Raw genomic sequence first — 15508 nt, forward strand, 5'->3', positions numbered from 1 at the left:
CGCTATTCCCAAACCACTTCGGGCGGCAGGCTCATCAAAATCGCGTCGACGTTACCGCCGGTCTTGAGGCCGAAGGTGGTTCCGCGGTCATAGACAAGGTTGAACTCTGCATAGCGACCGCGCCAGATGCGCTGCGCCTGCTTTTCGGCCTCGCTAAATTCCTGCCCCATCCGCTTGCGGACGATCTTGGGGTAAATGTCGAGAAAGGCCTCACCAACATCGCGGGTGAAGGCGAAGTTGCGTTCGAACATCGTGTCATTGTCGCATTCGAGATGGTCGTAGAATATCCCGCCAACGCCGCGATGCACCTGGCGATGCGGAATCCAGAAATAATCGTCGGCCCACTGCTTGTAACGTTCATAGACATCCGGACCATAAGGCGCGCAAGCGGCGCGCAGGCGGGCGTGGAACTCTTCGGTGTCCTCGTCATAGGCGATGGGCGGGTTAAGGTCGGCCCCGCCACCGAACCAGCGTTTGGTGGTCGCGAGGAAGCGGGTGTTCATGTGCACGGCCGGCACATGCGGATTGGCCATATGCGCGACCAAGCTGATACCGGTTGCAAAAAAATTGGGGTCTTCCGCAGCACCGTGGATGGTCTGGGCGAAATCGGGGTTAAAGGCACCGCCGACGGTTGAGACATTGACCCCGACCTTTTCAAAGACCTTACCCTTCATCACCCCACGCACGCCGCCGCCGCCGGGCGAGCCGTCATGATCGGTGCGTTCCCAAGCCAGATATTCAAAGCTGGCATCGGATCCGGCCTCGCGCTCGATGGCCTCAAATTCCGCGCAAATGCGGTTTCGCAGCGTTTCGAACCATTCGCGTGCTGTTTGTTGCTGGACGTCGAGGGTCAACGTCATGGCGTCTTCTCCATAGGCAATTGCCCCGTTTGGCGCAGGGCTTCCGAAAGCGCGATGCCAGCCGAAACAGCAACATTCAAGGAGCGAAATCCGGCTTGCATCGGAATCCGTATGCGCAGGTCGCATGCGGCATGCACATCATTGGGTACGCCGGCGCTTTCCGAGCCGAACAGCAAAATGTCACCGGGTAGAAATTCGGTTTCGTACAGCGAAGTCGAGCCCTTGCTGCTCATCAGCGCTATTCGCCGGCCTTCGACTTTTGCGGATTGGGCAAATGCCTGCCAGTCGGCAAAACGCTCTACCTCGACGGCTTCGGCATAATCCATGCCCGCCCGTTTCAGCGCCTTGTCCGAAAAGGGGAAGCCGCACGGCTCGATGATTGCACAGGGCACACCAAGGCAGGCACTCAGGCGCAAAATCGTGCCGACATTTCCGGCGATGTCGGGCTGGTAGAGGGCAATTTTCAAGGCAGGTTCCGTTTTTTGCAACTTATACACAGGCGAATGACACATATTGGCCAATTTCCCGGTTGGCAAATCGGGCGCAACGCGTCTATGAGGCCGCGGAATCACAGTTGGCCTGCAAGCCAGACTGTGCAAGAATGACAAGAATATAGGGGTTAACCGCGCGGCAGTCTGCCGCTCCAAAGCGGAGTTTGAGGGCGAAACATGGCTACGGTCGAACAGGCGGAAAGCATGACAGAAACAGTTGCCGAAGATGGCGTTCGCCGTCGGGATTTCATTCACATTGCCGCAGTGAGCTGGGCAGGCGTTGGTGCCGCCGCAGTTGCCTTGCCGCTTTTGAACCAGATGGGGGCCAGTGCCGATGTCCGCGCGCTTGCCTCGATCGAGGTTGACCTGGCCGCAATCGAGCCCGGTCAGGCGATCAAGACCAGCTGGCGCAAGCAACCGGTTTTCATCCGTAACCTGACCCCGGCCGAAGTTGCTGATGCAAACAAGGTTGCCGTCGGCACGCTGCGCGATCCGCAGACGCTGGCCGAACGCACCAAGCCGGGCAAGGAAAACTGGCTGGTCACCATGGGCGTCTGCACGCATCTTGGTTGCGTGCCGCTGGGCGCTGCGGCGGGTGAAGTGAAGGGCGAATTTGGCGGCTATTTCTGCCCCTGCCACGGTTCGCACTATGATACCGCCGGTCGCATCCGCAAGGGTCCGGCACCGCTGAACCTGCAGGTTCCCGAATTCGCATTCATTTCCGACACAGTCGTGAAAATCGGTTGAGGAGCGCACCGAAATGAGTTTCCCCTGGGCCAACGAATATAAGCCTCAGCATCCGGTGATGCAGTGGGTCGATGAACGCCTGCCGCTCCCCCGCTTTGTTTATAACGCCATCGGCGGCGGCTATCCGGTTCCGCGTAACCTGAACTATTTCTGGAACTTCGGTGTGCTTTCGGGCGTTGCGTTGATGATCCAGATCATCACCGGCATCATCCTCGCCATGCATTATTATGCCAGCATCGATGGCGCTTTTAACAGCGTCGAACATATCATGCGTGACGTGAATGGCGGCTGGTTTATCCGCTATGCGCACATGAACGGCGCAAGTTTCTTCTTCATTGTGGTCTACATCCACATATTCCGCGGGCTTTTCTATGGTTCGTACAAGGCCCCGCGCGAAATGGTGTGGTTGCTCGGCGTTGTAATCTTCCTGCTGATGATGGCCACCGGCTTCATGGGCTACGTGCTTCCTTGGGGCCAGATGAGCTTCTGGGGTGCGCAGGTTATCACCGGTTTCTTCTCGGCCATTCCGGTCGTGGGTGAGCCGTTGCGCCAGTGGCTGCTAGGCGGATTTGCGCCTGATCAGGCCGCGCTCAACCGCTTCTTCTCGCTGCACTATCTGCTGCCGTTCGTCATTCTGGGTGCCATCATCCTGCACGTATGGGCGCTGCACATCCCCGGTTCGTCAAACCCCACCGGTGTTGCGGTGAAGGCGGAAAGCGACACAGTTCCTTTCCATCCCTATTACACGGCAAAGGACGGTTTCGGTCTTGGCCTGTTCCTGATTGCCTTTGTGCTCGTCACCTTCTTTGCGCCGAACATGCTGGGCCATCCGGACAATTATATTCCGGCGAACCCAATGTCGACGCCTGCGCACATCGTTCCTGAATGGTATTACTGGCCGTTTTACGCGATCCTGCGCGCCTTCACTGTGGACTTTGCGATCCCCTTTACCGGTATCGTGATCATCCCGGCGAAGTTGATGGGCGTTCTTGCGATGTTCGGTTCGATCCTGCTGCTGTTCTTCCTGCCCTGGCTTGATACCTCGCCGGTGCGCTCGGGCCATTATCGTCCGCTGTTCCGGAAGTTCTTCTGGTTTGGTCTGATCCCGTGCATCGTGATCCTCGGCTATTGCGGCGTGATGCCGGCTGAGGAACCTTATGTGATGCTCAGCCAGCTTGCCGCGGCCTATTATTTCGCGCACTTCCTGATCATCCTGCCGATCGTGTCGCGAATTGAAAAGACCGCGCCGCTGCCGAACTCGATCACCGAAGCGGTCACCGGCAAACCGCTCGAAACTGCTGCTGCCTAACAGGGAAAGAATAGCATCATGGTCCGTCTTATCGCTGGTCTGGTCGGCTTGTTCTTCAGCGGAATGCTGCTGATCTCGTTCGTCACGGGTGCCTATACTGCAGTTACCGAGCCTGTTGCGCCGACTGTAGAATCGCAATTCCACAAACATCCGAAAAAGGTGTCGTTCAAACATGACGGCCCCTTCGGTTCCTATGACAAGGCGCAGTTGCAGCGCGGCCTGAAGGTGTATGCCGAAGTTTGCTCGGCTTGCCACAGCCTCAATCAGGTTGCTTTCCGCAACTTCGAAGACCTTGGCTATAGCGAAGACGAAGTAAAGGCGATTGCCAAAGGCTGGAAGACCGAGGTTCCCTCGATCAATCCGGAAACCGGTGAACCAACCACTCGCCCGGGCCTGCCTTCGGACAAGATTCCTTCGCCCTATGCGAATGAAACTGCAGCGCGTGCCGCCAACAACAACGCGCTTCCGCCGGATCTTTCGCTGATGACCAAGGCGCGCCACAATGGCCCCGCTTATGTCTATTCGCTGCTAACGGGCTATGCGGCTGTTCCGGCAAATCTGCCCAAGGAAAACCGCCCGGGCACCGGACTGCATTACAATCCTTATTTCGCCAACCTGAACCTTGCAATGGCCCCGCCGCTGACCGGCGACGACCAGGTGACCTTCGACGATGGCACCAAGGCGACCAAGGACCAGATGGCAAAGGACGTTGCAGCCTTCCTGACCTGGACAGCCGAACCGAAGATGGAAGCACGCAAGACTGCGGGCTGGGCGTCGCTGATCTTCCTGATCATCTTCACTGCACTGTGCTATCTGTCGTACCGCACCATCTGGGCCGACAAAAAGCATTGAGACCGATATGGTGAAAAGCCCTGCAGCGCGCGATCGCTGCGGGGCTTTTCATTTGCTGCATATCTATTGACCGGCGCGCGCCGCAATGGCATTAGCGCCGCCATCGGAGCGGGCGGGTATAGCATAGTGGTAATGCACTAGCCTTCCAAGCTAGCTAGAGGGGTTCGATTCCCCTTACCCGCTCCAACTTTACCAACAGTTCTGCCGACCCCAGCCGCTTCTGCGGCCGTTACCAATTGCGACAAATTCGTGCGCGCGTCGGATAGTTCTGCGACCTTTGTTTCCTAAATAGCAGGCAACCGGCCATAGCGGCTCTATGGACAGACACGAAGGTCAAGTGACATGAAAAAGAAATTCCTCATTGGCGGCGGCGCAGTTGCGACTGCCGCAATCGCCGCAGCGGTTGCCTTTGCAGCGCCCGGCCCAATGGGCAAAGCCGACGCCAATGGTGACGGTTCGCTCAGCAAGGCTGAAGTGACCGCGATGGCAAACACCCATTTCACCAAAATGGATGTCAACGCCGACGGCCAGATCAATGCTGCCGACCGTGAAGCCAAGCACAAGGCCAAGTTTAGCGAAATGGACACTGACAAGAATGGCAGCATCAGCGAAGCTGAATTCACTGCCGCCCATGCTGCACGCATGGCAGAACGTGACGAACGTGGCGAACGTGGCGAACGTGGCGAACGCGGTGAAGGCAAGATGGGGCGTCATCACGAAGGTCGTGCCCATCACGGTGGCCGTCATGGCGGCGGCATGAAGATGCTCAAAATGGCCGACACCAATGGCGACAAGACCATCACCAAGGCGGAAATGACCGCAGCGGTTGATGCTCATTTCGCCAAAGTAGACACCAACAAGGACGGACAGATTTCGAATGCCGAGCATGGTGCCATGCGCAGCGCGATGCGCGAACAGATGAAATCTGCTGCCACAAACTAAGCTTCCTTCCCCCTGGCGGGGCGGCTTCACCCCTATGATGCCGCCCAGCTTCCCCTTTGCAGATTGGCGCGATAGTAACAGCCGATGCCCAAGACCCGCCCCCATATCCTGTTGGTCGACGACGAACTGTCGATCCGTGACCCGTTGGCGCGCTATCTGGAGAAACAGGGCTATCGCGTGACCGAGGCGGGCAATGCGGCGAGTGCACGCGAAGCGCTCAAAGGCTATGATATCGATGTTGTCCTGCTCGATATTATGATGCCGGGTGAGGATGGTTTGAGCCTTACCCGTTACATTGCGGAAAATGGCGGGCCACCGGTGATACTGCTTACCGCACGCTCTGAAGAGGCCGACCGCATTGTCGGCCTTGAAATCGGTGCGGACGATTATGTCGTCAAACCATTCTCTCCCCGCGAACTGGTGGCGCGCATCAAGGTCGCTCTCCGTCGCACCAACGGCGCACCGGTTGCCAACGGCAATGGGGGCACCATCTGGGCGTTTGATGGCTGGCAGCTGAAGACTGCAGAGCAGCAATTGTTCGATCCGCATGGCGCGCTCGTGCCTTTGTCATCGGGCGAGTACCGGCTGCTGGAGGCGCTGGTGGAGCGGGCGGGTCAGGTGCTCAATCGTGACCAGCTACTCGACCTTACCAAGGGCCGCATTGCCGGGCCGTTTGATCGTGCGATTGACAATCAGGTTAGTCGGTTGCGGCGCAAGCTAGAACCAGACAGCAAGGATCCCAAATATATCAAAACGATCTGGGGCGGTGGCTACCGCTTCTCGGTCGAAGTCCAGCGGAGTTGACGATGTTTGGGGGGCTTCGCTTTTTTCCGCGCAGTATGACCGGCAGGATCATACTGATAACTGCATTTGGCTTGTTGCTGGTGCAGGGAATTAACACTGCGATGCGATACCAAATGCTCAAGGGTCGGGCTGTAGTTGAGGCATCTTCCCTGATGGTCGCAGTCGCATCCAACAGGCTTGATTTTGGTTCGGTTGAGCCGGTTAATCGTTTGGGAGGTCGACCCTCGGTCAGGATCATTCGAGCGAAGGGGCCGCTGAATACGCCGGGATTTCATAGCACGGAAGAATTGGCTGAGCGCCTCGCCATGCATTTGCAATCTGTCTATCCGGAAATCCAGTCGGTGCGTTTGTCTGTTGGACCGGCCTCTGCGCTGCCGGACGATCTTAAACCCAGGCCTCATACTTATCGTAGTGCTCCTGAACATAAATGGCGTGCAAATTCCAGTCGAGGAGAAGTGGCTCTGCTCAGCGTCAAGCTGGCCGATGGTAACTGGCTCCACTCGGCCGCGCGGGTAAGGACGCGCAACATTCTTCCACCGCTGGCGCTTCTTATCGAGACCGGGCTGATCTACCTCGGCGTGATGATCCCGTTGTTGCTCGTCATTCGCCAGATTTCCAAACCGCTGCGTCAACTCAACCTGCGTCTCGAGCATGCGGGGTTGGCGAGCGGCGCGCCGCCGCTTGAGCCGCAAGGTCCCGACGACATCCGTAGTTTGATCGACAGTTTCAATACGGCCGAGCAGCGTGTGAATGCGATGTTGACCGAAAAGGACGTGATGTTGGGTGCGATTGGGCACGACCTGAAGACGCCGCTGGCATCGCTGCGTGTGCGTATCGAATCTGTCGAGGACGAGGATGAACGCACGAAAATGGCGGCGACGGTGGACGAGATGGTCCACATTCTCGACGATATCCTGATTCTCGCCCGCCTCGGCAAATCGGCTGAGGCGCTGGTACTCACGGACGTCAGCGCACTCGTTGAAATGGTGGCTGACGAACTGGACGGCGAGGGCTCGTTGACGGTAGTCGAGAGCATGGAAAAATGCCGTGCCGCAGTCCGCCCTGTCCTGTTGCGCAGAGCGCTACGCAATTTGATGGGCAACGCGCTGCAATATGGCGGCAAGGCGCAGATTGTGACCGTGTGCGACGGAAATCAGTTGTCGATTACGATAGATGACCAAGGACCGGGTCTTGCGCATGAACAACTGACCGACCTGTTTGAACCCTTTGCGCGGGCTGAAAGCTCGCGCAACCGGGCGTCTGGTGGTTCTGGCCTTGGATTGACCATTGCGCGCGCCATTGCCCGGGCGCATGGCGGCGATGTTACTCTGGAAAATCGGAGTGAAGGCGGTTTGCGCGCGACCTTGCGGATCAGCCAGAAACTGGACTGACTTATTGAAATCAGATGCCGCTGGGTTGCTTCTTCCAGCTGCCGCTTGCCTGATACTCGCTTTTTACATCGCCATTGGTCGGCAGCTTGCCACCGGCATAGGCATCATCACCACCCCTGGCGTGGGCATCTGCCGAATAGTCGGGAGCATTATAGTTTTTAGCTTGGGCAGGGCGATAGGGCGTTATGTCGGAATAGGCCGCCGCAACGTTTGATCCGCCTGACAGTCCGGCTTTGGCCGCCGCGATAGCTTCGGCTTCGGCCTTTAGGCGAACAGCCGCAAATTCGCGTTCATATTGTTTTTGCAATTCGATCGGATCGAGCAAGGGCGTAACTTCGGCGTTCCAAGCGCGCGGTTTCGGCCCCGGGAAAGGTTCACGGCCTGCATGGCTGCGGAAGAATGCAGACGGGCGCCCGGCACTGCCTTTCCAGCTATAGAAACGGTGCGCACCGATGGTGCCGATGAAATTCAGGCTCGGGGCCCAATAGGGATAGACATAGGTCGCGTGATAGTGTGTCGCCATGCCGACGGGCGCATAAACCGAGCCCGAAAGCGCATCCATCGCAACACGCTGTGCCCGCAGCCATGACGGGCGGGCAGGGGTGCGCGCCATCGACCCGTCGCAGCTATAGCTGAACTGGCAACCGGTAGCGCGTTCCGACCCCTGATAGATCACGCCGCAAATGCTGTTCGGATAGGTCGGGTGCCGCATGCGGTTGATGATGACCTGCGCGACGGCGCGCTGGCCTGCGTCAGGTTCGTTCGCAGCTTCGTAATAAATCGCATCGGTCAGGCACTTCAGTGCGCGGCCATAGTCAACCGTTCCCGCCTTCATCACGAACGGCGCGGCCGCTGCGTTTGTCGCGAATGCAGAGAGATCGGCCTTTGCAATCAATGCGGATGTTTCGGGTGAAACGCCCGACACCGATTTTGTCAATTTGAGTTGGGGCGCCGCGGGGGCGTTCACATCGGGATCAAGGAAGAAAAAGGCTGACCCCGAGAAATTCTCGTCAGCCCGTTCTGCAGCATCTGCCAGCAAATCCTTGGTCGATGGTTCGCTCGGAACACTCCACGCCCATTGGGCCGAGCTAGGTAACAATGCCAAAAGCAGAAAGGCTATCACCACAAGCACAAGCTCGCGCCAGCCAAACAGGCGCCGTTGGCGCTTGGCAGGCGCTTGCCGTTTTTTCGGCGCGCTTTCTGTCTGGAGTGGCTGGTGCAGCATGATTGTGACTAAAGTTATACCCCTGTAACGAGTCGCCTATAGGCGCAAAGGATTACAATCTGGAGTGCTAATTTAGCCCTGTTTCATCGCGGGACGCGCAGAAAGCCTTGGATTAACGTGACATATTTTTACAGCGCTTGTAAAAAATTGTGCAGCGCAGCAACAAACTTGCGTTTGGAGCGGAAATAGGCGCTTTTGCTTGCACCATCGTTGGCAACACGCCTAGAAGGCCGCCCGCAATAGACTTAGTGGAGTAATCAAGATGGCGGCGAATTGGACGCCCGAAAGCTGGCGCAACCATGACGGCAAGCAGATGCCGACCTATCGTGACCAGGAAGCACTGGCCGCGACAGAAGCGACGCTGCGCAACTTTCCGCCGCTGGTATTTGCGGGTGAAGCGCGCAACCTGACTTCGGAACTTGCCGATGTGGTGGATGGCAAGGCGTTCCTGCTACAGGGTGGCGATTGCGCCGAAAGTTTTGCCGAATTCCACCCGAACAACATCCGCGATACGTTCCGTGTGCTGTTGCAGATGGCTGTCGTCCTGACCTTTGCCAGCAAGCTTCCGGTCGTGAAGATTGGCCGCATGGCAGGCCAGTTTGCCAAGCCGCGCTCTGCCGATACCGAGGTGATCGATGGCGTCGAGCTGCCCAGCTATCGTGGCGACATCATCAACGATATCGCGTTCGAATCCGTCGCACGCGAGCCCGATCCCGAACGTATGGTCAAGGCCTACAGCCAGGCGGCTGCCACGCTGAACCTGCTGCGCGCGTTCAGCCAGGGCGGCTATGCCAACCTGCAACAGGTGCATGCCTGGACCCACGATTTCATGGGCCGTTCGCCCTGGGCAAAAAAATTCAAGGATGTGGCCGACCGTATCGGTGAGGCGCTGGCCTTCATGGAAGCCTGCGGTATTACTCCTGAAACCGTTCCCCAGATCAAGGGCACCAGCTTCTACACCAGCCATGAAGCGCTGCTTTTACCCTATGAGCAGGCGATGACGCGGCAGGATTCGCTTACCGGTCAATGGTACGACACCTCGGCTCATATGCTGTGGATTGGCGACCGCACCCGCTTTGAGGGTTCGTCGCATGTCGAATTCCTGCGCGGTATCGGCAATCCGATCGGCATGAAATGCGGACCGAGTCTGGAGCCGGATGCGCTGTTGCGGATGCTCGACACGCTGAATCCGGCGCGCGTTCCGGGGCGGATGACGCTGATTACGCGCTATGGCCATGACAAGATCGAGGCCGGTTTGCCGAAGCTAGTGCGTGCAGTGCTGCGCGAAGGCCATCCGGTAATCTGGTCGTGCGACCCGATGCATGGCAATGTGATCAAGTCGGCCAGCGGATACAAAACCCGCCCGTTCGAACGGATATTGGCTGAAGTTCGCGGATTCTTTGCCGTGCACCGTGCAGAGGGCAGCTTTGGCGGCGGCATCCATATCGAGATGACCGGCCAGAATGTCACCGAATGCACTGGAGGTGCGATTGCGGTGACCGATGAGGCGCTTGCGGATCGTTATCACACGCATTGCGATCCGCGCCTCAATGCGGCGCAGTCGCTAGAACTGGCCTTCCTGCTGGCAGAAATGCTCAATCAGGAACTGGCCGAGCGCGCAAGGCAAGCGGCTTGATGGCCGGGGAACGCGTTCGCATCATCCAGCGCGATGTCGTTAAATCGGGCGTCGGTTTCGGCAGCGCGCTGGCGATTGTCATCAGCTATACCGCGCATAAATCGGTATTGTGGGCGATTATCCATGGATTTTTCAGCTGGTTTTACGTTGTGTATTTCCTGCTGACGCGGTGAGTGCCCTCTGCTAAAGACCGCTTATGGGGTTGCGCCTGATTTTAAGTTCTATAGTGTTTCTGGGCCTGTCTGCTTGTGCCAGCCCTATAGAAACGCGTGTGAACAGCGCCGGGCCTGGCGTTGCGACTGCCCTCACGATTCTTCATGAAACTCCGCCAACAGCTTCAGCCGCTGCTCAGGCTCGTGCCGCCGTCATCAAATCTCTGGCAAATAAAGGTTTTCCTGAAACTCAAGTCGGTGACGTTCAGCTTCATGTTGCTTTTGCAGAGAGGGATGCAGCCATTTCGGTGAAGGTAAAATCGGGCGATACCGTTACGGATATTGCGGCGGCCAAAGATGCAAAGCCGTTTCAGAGTTGCGATGATAGAGAGATGCGCCTTTCGGTCATATTGACGCGTATTGGCGATGGCACTGAATTGTATCGCGGCGAAGCTTCGGAATATCATTGCAAGGCGCAAATGGCCGAGGTTCTCCCCGCTCTGGTTACCGCCGCTCTCGCCGATCTTTCTCGTCCCAAGGGGGCGTATAAAATTAGGCGGCAGGGTCTGGAATAGGATCTGCCGCTTCAGGGAGGCGCAGGTGGAAACATGCGCCTTTCTTGCCATTTTCAACCCAGACCTTGCCTCCATGGCGTTCCGCAACCGCGCGGACATAAGTCAGGCCCAGTCCGCTGCTCTTGATACGTGCATCAGGAGCCGAGTGCGCAGCAAATCGTGTGAACAGCCTTGGCAGCAGGTCAGGTTCAATGCCCGGCCCTTCGTCGCAAATAGTCAACTCGAGCATGCTAGCTTCGACATCACGAATGCGCCGGGTGCGTAGCTGTATCGAACCTCCGACAGGGCTGAATTTGATGGCATTGTCGAGGATATTGGTAATCGCGCGGCCGAGGCTGTCAGGCTCTGCCAGCACAAAGCCGCTGCCGCTATCATCGATTACTTCTATCCTTACGCTACGCTCTTGCGCCAGCGGCCACAGATTGTCGGAAACATCGTGCGCCAAATTGGCGAGCAAAACATCGGTCCCTTCGAAAGGGCTCTCGCCCATGCGCGCAACATCCACAAAGTCCTGCGCCAGAGCGATCGTTCGGCGGGCATGCCCTTCAATGCGGCGGCTGACATCCTTGTCCGCTACCGTAGGCAGCAGGGCAATGATCGCGGATTGGGGGGATCGCATGTCGTGTGACAGCAGTTGCAGCGCCTCTTCGCGATCGCTTTCCGCCTGCGCCAGCGCGCTGATGTCAGCAAGATAGTGGATCTGCCCGACATGCACATCCAAGTCGTTGACGACCGGAGCGCTGCGCATGACGAAATGGCTTCCGTCGGGTGAGACGAAACGCACAAATGGCTGATGATCACCGGTTGGCTCGCGCTCCATGGCCCGCAGATACTCGTCGACACTGCGCCGGTGCACGGGTGCGACGATGCGGTCGAGTAGAGATTTAAGTGCCGTGCCTTTAAGCCTTGGACCCAGATATTCCTCGATCCGGTGGTTCGCCATAGTCACTGTACCAACCGTATCGGTCACAAACATCGGATCAGGTAAATGTTCGAGTGAGTCTGATACGAAGCGCCGCAGATCGCGCAAATGGTCGATGGCGCTGCCCAGTGCCGCGCTTTGCCGGCCGACCAGATCACTGCCGCGGTCAGGGTTCAATGCCAATGGCACAATTTCGCCTTCGCGCTCAAGTTCGCCGAGTTCGCTCTGCATGAAGGCACTCATAGCCTGCAGGCGGCGCCAACCCCATAAAGGGTAAACCAAGATTATTCCAATCAGTGCGGCGCCGGGTGGAAACCATATGCTTGCAGATAAAGCTACCATGCTTGTCACGAAAACGGTCGCGATCAGACACAGTGATACGATCAAGGCCGTTCGGGGTTGCCAGCGCAGAAAGCCGAGCATCAACAGCCACATCGGCAAAAGCGAGAGCAGGGAAATCTGCCAGACTGGCGCTGATGCGATGAAATCGTCACGGCGGAGCGCTGCAACCATATTCGCCATGATTTCCGATCCCGACACGACGCCGCCATCGCTGAAGGGGGCGGGGTAGTTATCTCCCATTCCGGCGGCCGTAGCGCCGATGATTATGTCGCGCCCCTTGACCAACTGATCGGGAATGCGACCTTCCAGCGCATCAACGAAAGAGATCTCCGAATAGCTGTCGCGAGGCGCATAAGGGAGCAGGAGATGTTGGCTACACCGGGCCAGTCTTGCAAATGCCGGGGAGGGCTCTGCTCCGTTCCGATATATCAGTTCGGCCAGATGCGGCCAGCTTCGCTCGTCACTGTCAAAACACAGGTTGATGCGGCGGACGATGCCGTCGTTGTCGAACGTGATATTGACATGTCCTACGCCTTTGGCTGCCGCATCCAGCGTAGGCAGGGGGAGTTCGGTATCGTAGGCTTTGCCATCACTTCCAGGGCTATGAAAATTCAACGGCAGGTATACCGCCCCGGATTTGCGCATCGCATCGGCCAATGCCCTATCGTCAGCCGCCAAAGATGCTTCGCTCATCAGCACGTCAAGAAGTATTGTACGTGGGCCTGCGGACGCAAGTTTGTCGATCAGTTGTGCATGGATATTCCGGTTCCATGGCCACTTACCAATGCGTGCCAGACTGGCTTCGTCGATGTTGATCAACAGGATCTTTTCGTCGGGTTTTGGGCGGGAGATTGAAGACAGTTGGTCGTAAACCAGATTGTCGAATGCAGATGTGCCGCGCCAATGCGTTGCCAGAATGACAGCAAGCGTACCGAACAAGGCAATTAACGCCCATTCGATCAACAATCGGCGGCGAAGGTTCATGTGCGGCCGCCAGCTACTGCCTGCTGCCCATCAATTTGAAGCGACAATAATCTTTTCAAGGGGCGTCCAGTTGGTGTTGGTTTCGCCGTCTGCAAATTGAACAGAGCCGACGCGCCAGTAATAGTCGCCATCGGGCAGTTCGGACAGGATAATTTGTTGCGCTGTCAGGCCTGCTTCGTCAACAAACGCGGGTCCATCGGTATTGTTTCTGAAAAGCTGGAAGTTGTACCGTATCGTTCCCCGGCCCTGACCGCTCCATTTGAAAACCCAGCCTTCGTCGGCTGAACCCGCAGAACCACTGATCGAGTTCAACCGACGTTTGAACGCATAGGTGGCAGGAAGACCTTCCAGACCTTTTGTCGAAATTGCACGGGCACGGAAGAAGTAGGTGCCATCTTCCAGATTGCCAAAATCTGCGTCGGCGCCCGAAACGATCTGGTCGGCCAGCTGTTCTTCGAAACCCGCATCCTTGGCGACACTTACGCGAAGGGGCGTTTTCTGGGCAGCCACGGCGAAGCGGACGGAGCTTTCATTTTGAAGCCTGCCTGCTCCCTCGATTTCAAGCGGAGGCAGCAGGGCTTCGGTAATCGCGCTACCATCGGCATTGACTGCGAGGCCGGAGCCCGCCGGCACCGCCAATTCTGAGCCGCCTTTCACGCCAACCGCCAGCGCCCCTTCATCGACCTCGGCAAAGTCGCGATTCGTGCTGTCATCGAAACGGGTCTGGAAATCGGTGCCGCGAACCGCCGAGACAGCGCGAGGCGTGCGGACCTGATAACGGTCGTTCGCCGACTTGAGCGGTGCCACCTTCGATCGGGCGCTGCCACGATCCACCTGGAAATCATAGTCCAGCGCCGATTCAAGGATATAGCGGCGCAGGCGCACGATCTTCAGATCGGTGTTCGAAGGTACCGAAATGCGTGAGCCATCCTCCAGCAACAGAGAGGCAAAAGACCCGCCTGATGTTTTCACCGCCTGCCCTTCGGAAAGCAGTTGGCCGGACGACACTGCCTTTGCAATGTTGCCATCCATCATGGTGACTTGCCCCTTCACTGAAGAAAGGCGAGCGGAAGAAGGTTGAAACTTTAATAGCGTCCGAGGCAGTTTGAGGATGGTACCAACCGGGATCAGATGCGGGTTGGCGATCCTGTTGCGCTTTTGCACGATGCGGTAGTCACCAGTGCGCAGCATATATTTATCTGCAAGCCCGATCAGCGTATCGCCGCGCACAACCTTATATGCCAGATCATCATTTGCCTGGGCAGGTGCGCCAAAGCACGCCGCAAGCGAAAAGGCTGCGACGGATAATGCCAGATGCTTCATGGCCTTACCTTTTCTCGATGGACTCCAAACGATATCCGTAGCCGAATACCGTGAAGATGCGAAACCCGTTTTCCGGTTTGAGGTCCAGCTTGGCACGAACGCGTGAGATGTGCATGTCAAGCGTGCGAGTGGCCAGCGCAGCCGTCGTCCGCCAGATGGTTTCCATTATATAATTGCGCGACAAGGTGCGATCCCGATTGCGGAAGAACATGTCGGCCAGTTCGAACTCCTTGGCTGTCAGTGTTACGATTTTATCTTCAACCGCAACCGTCTGATCAATCCGGTCGAAGGTATAGGCCCCGTAAACGGCCTTTGCTTCAAATGCACCGCTGCCGGCGCTTCTGCGCAATAGTGCATTGATGCGAGCGGAAATGACCGACGGATCTTCGGGCTTGGTTATATAATCGTCCGCACCCGCGTTTAGTGCATCGCTGATGTCCTTTTTGGCGGTACGATTTGTCATCATGATGACAGGGGGGCGCTCCTGCAGCGAAGTCTGCATCCAGTTCAGCGTCGCCAACCCGTCTTTCTTCGGCATCGTCCAGTCCATGATAACGAGATCATAGGTTTCCCGGACCAATGATTGTGACAAAGCTGCGCCATCCGAAAAGGACGTCGCAACATGTCCCATTTCTTCGACGAGATTCTTCAGATAGTTGACGACATCACTTTCATCGTCCGCAATAGCAATTCGCATATATCCACCCATCTACCCTCGATGGACCTTATGTTCTTGCACTACACCGGTCACATCGCCCTTTTGTGGCCAATTAAAGCGGATTTACAAGTTGCGCTACACATGCGGTCGAATAGTTACGACCTTTTACATAACTTAACCTAAGATATATACTCGCAGAGTCAGAGGCTTAAGCAAGTTCTGGGGGAATATGGCTGGGGTGGCAGGATTCGAACCTGCGAATGCCGGTACCAAAAACCGGTGCCTTACCACTTGG

15 protein-coding genes and 1 tRNA gene are annotated in these 15508 nt (G+C 57.1%); 10 read left to right on the plus strand and 6 right to left on the minus strand.

The window, feature by feature from the left end; translation table 11 throughout:
* Positions 1-2: 2 nt before the first annotated feature.
* Entirely contained in the window at positions 3-860 is an 858-nt protein-coding gene (hemF, locus tag PKC81_RS05330; protein WP_324333851.1) for an oxygen-dependent coproporphyrinogen oxidase, read from the minus strand.
* The gene (locus PKC81_RS05335) at positions 857-1327 is read right to left on the minus strand and encodes a tRNA (cytidine(34)-2'-O)-methyltransferase (RefSeq protein ID WP_324333853.1); all 471 of its coding nucleotides are present in this window, start codon (positions 1325-1327) and stop codon (positions 857-859) included. The genes hemF and PKC81_RS05335 overlap by 4 nt, the downstream gene beginning before the upstream one ends.
* Before the next feature lie 228 nt (positions 1328-1555).
* Here PKC81_RS05335 and petA point away from each other — a divergent pair, with 228 nt between their 5' ends.
* From petA to PKC81_RS05370, 7 genes are all read left to right on the plus strand, one after another.
* Positions 1556-2098 (plus strand): ubiquinol-cytochrome c reductase iron-sulfur subunit, encoded by a 543-nt coding sequence (gene petA / locus PKC81_RS05340; protein WP_324333855.1) that lies wholly within the window; start codon positions 1556-1558, stop codon positions 2096-2098.
* Between the two features lie 13 nt (positions 2099-2111).
* Entirely contained in the window at positions 2112-3407 is a 1296-nt protein-coding gene (locus tag PKC81_RS05345) for a cytochrome b/b6 (RefSeq protein WP_324333857.1), read from the plus strand.
* Between the two features lie 18 nt (positions 3408-3425).
* Positions 3426-4259 (plus strand): cytochrome c1, encoded by an 834-nt coding sequence (locus tag PKC81_RS05350; protein ID WP_324333859.1) that lies wholly within the window; start codon positions 3426-3428, stop codon positions 4257-4259.
* A gap of 112 nt (positions 4260-4371) precedes the next feature.
* Positions 4372-4445 (plus strand) — tRNA-Gly (locus PKC81_RS05355).
* A gap of 156 nt (positions 4446-4601) precedes the next feature.
* Positions 4602-5201, plus strand: coding sequence for a hypothetical protein (locus PKC81_RS05360; RefSeq protein ID WP_324333861.1), 600 nt, complete (start codon positions 4602-4604; stop codon positions 5199-5201).
* An 84-nt stretch (positions 5202-5285) separates the two neighbouring features.
* The gene (locus tag PKC81_RS05365) at positions 5286-6005 is read left to right on the plus strand and encodes a response regulator transcription factor (RefSeq protein WP_324333863.1); all 720 of its coding nucleotides are present in this window, start codon (positions 5286-5288) and stop codon (positions 6003-6005) included.
* A gap of 455 nt (positions 6006-6460) precedes the next feature.
* Positions 6461-7396: an ATP-binding protein gene (locus tag PKC81_RS05370; protein ID WP_324333866.1), complete on the plus strand. Its 936-nt coding sequence runs from the start codon at positions 6461-6463 to the stop codon at positions 7394-7396.
* A gap of 10 nt (positions 7397-7406) precedes the next feature.
* Here PKC81_RS05370 and PKC81_RS05375 read toward each other — a convergent pair whose 3' ends face one another.
* Positions 7407-8621, minus strand: coding sequence for a cell wall hydrolase (locus PKC81_RS05375; RefSeq protein WP_324333867.1), 1215 nt, complete (start codon positions 8619-8621; stop codon positions 7407-7409).
* Between the two features lie 262 nt (positions 8622-8883).
* On the opposite strand from PKC81_RS05375, the gene PKC81_RS05380 reads away from it, so the two are divergent.
* Genes PKC81_RS05380 through PKC81_RS05390 form a run of 3 tightly spaced genes read left to right on the plus strand, consistent with a single transcriptional unit; the run spans position 8884 to position 10984 of the window.
* A complete protein-coding gene (locus tag PKC81_RS05380; RefSeq protein ID WP_324333869.1) occupies positions 8884-10257 on the plus strand; it encodes a 3-deoxy-7-phosphoheptulonate synthase class II in 1374 nt (457 codons plus the stop codon).
* On the plus strand, positions 10257-10430 hold the full coding sequence (locus PKC81_RS05385) for a hypothetical protein (protein ID WP_298605136.1): 174 nt from the start codon (positions 10257-10259) through the stop codon (positions 10428-10430). Before PKC81_RS05380 ends, PKC81_RS05385 begins: the two co-directional genes overlap by 1 nt.
* Positions 10431-10453: 23 nt before the next feature.
* Positions 10454-10984 carry a hypothetical protein gene (locus PKC81_RS05390; protein ID WP_324333873.1) on the plus strand — a complete coding sequence of 177 codons (531 nt, stop codon included), beginning with the start codon at positions 10454-10456 and terminating at the stop codon, positions 10982-10984.
* Here PKC81_RS05390 and PKC81_RS05395 read toward each other — a convergent pair.
* The 3 genes from PKC81_RS05395 to PKC81_RS05405 are packed head-to-tail and all read right to left on the minus strand — an operon-like array spanning position 10962 to position 15252.
* Positions 10962-13232 (minus strand): CHASE2 domain-containing protein, encoded by a 2271-nt coding sequence (locus PKC81_RS05395; RefSeq protein WP_324333875.1) that lies wholly within the window; start codon positions 13230-13232, stop codon positions 10962-10964. The two genes, PKC81_RS05390 and PKC81_RS05395, sit on opposite strands and share 23 nt — an antisense overlap.
* A 30-nt stretch (positions 13233-13262) precedes the next feature.
* Complete coding sequence (locus PKC81_RS05400; RefSeq protein ID WP_324333877.1) at positions 13263-14555, minus strand: FecR domain-containing protein; 1293 nt, start codon at positions 14553-14555, stop codon at positions 13263-13265.
* 4 nt (positions 14556-14559) lie between these two features.
* A complete protein-coding gene (locus PKC81_RS05405) occupies positions 14560-15252 on the minus strand; it encodes a response regulator transcription factor (protein ID WP_324333879.1) in 693 nt (230 codons plus the stop codon).
* Positions 15253-15508 lie beyond the last annotated feature (256 nt).

It is taken from the genome of Sphingorhabdus sp. (assembly GCF_035329025.1).
Lineage (GTDB): Bacteria > Pseudomonadota > Alphaproteobacteria > Sphingomonadales > Sphingomonadaceae > Sphingorhabdus_B.

Bases quoted from the DNA above. Each gene is read 5' to 3' on its own strand.
- PKC81_RS05405 (WP_324333879.1), bottom strand. From the start codon at position 15,252: ATGCGAATTGCTATTGCGGACGATGAAAGTGATGTCGTCAACTATCTG.
- PKC81_RS05360 (WP_324333861.1), top strand. From the start codon at position 4,602: ATGAAAAAGAAATTCCTCATTGGCGGCGGCGCAGTTGCGACTGCCGCA.
- PKC81_RS05400 (WP_324333877.1), bottom strand. From the start codon at position 14,555: ATGAAGCATCTGGCATTATCCGTCGCAGCCTTTTCGCTTGCGGCGTGC.
- petA (WP_324333855.1), top strand. From the start codon at position 1,556: ATGACAGAAACAGTTGCCGAAGATGGCGTTCGCCGTCGGGATTTCATT.
- PKC81_RS05350 (WP_324333859.1), top strand. From the start codon at position 3,426: ATGGTCCGTCTTATCGCTGGTCTGGTCGGCTTGTTCTTCAGCGGAATG.
- PKC81_RS05395 (WP_324333875.1), bottom strand. From the start codon at position 13,232: ATGAACCTTCGCCGCCGATTGTTGATCGAATGGGCGTTAATTGCCTTG.
- PKC81_RS05385 (WP_298605136.1), top strand. From the start codon at position 10,257: ATGGCCGGGGAACGCGTTCGCATCATCCAGCGCGATGTCGTTAAATCG.
- PKC81_RS05380 (WP_324333869.1), top strand. From the start codon at position 8,884: ATGGCGGCGAATTGGACGCCCGAAAGCTGGCGCAACCATGACGGCAAG.
- PKC81_RS05345 (WP_324333857.1), top strand. From the start codon at position 2,112: ATGAGTTTCCCCTGGGCCAACGAATATAAGCCTCAGCATCCGGTGATG.
- PKC81_RS05365 (WP_324333863.1), top strand. From the start codon at position 5,286: ATGCCCAAGACCCGCCCCCATATCCTGTTGGTCGACGACGAACTGTCG.
- hemF (WP_324333851.1), bottom strand. From the start codon at position 860: ATGACGTTGACCCTCGACGTCCAGCAACAAACAGCACGCGAATGGTTC.
- PKC81_RS05375 (WP_324333867.1), bottom strand. From the start codon at position 8,621: ATGCTGCACCAGCCACTCCAGACAGAAAGCGCGCCGAAAAAACGGCAA.
- PKC81_RS05390 (WP_324333873.1), top strand. From the start codon at position 10,454: ATGGGGTTGCGCCTGATTTTAAGTTCTATAGTGTTTCTGGGCCTGTCT.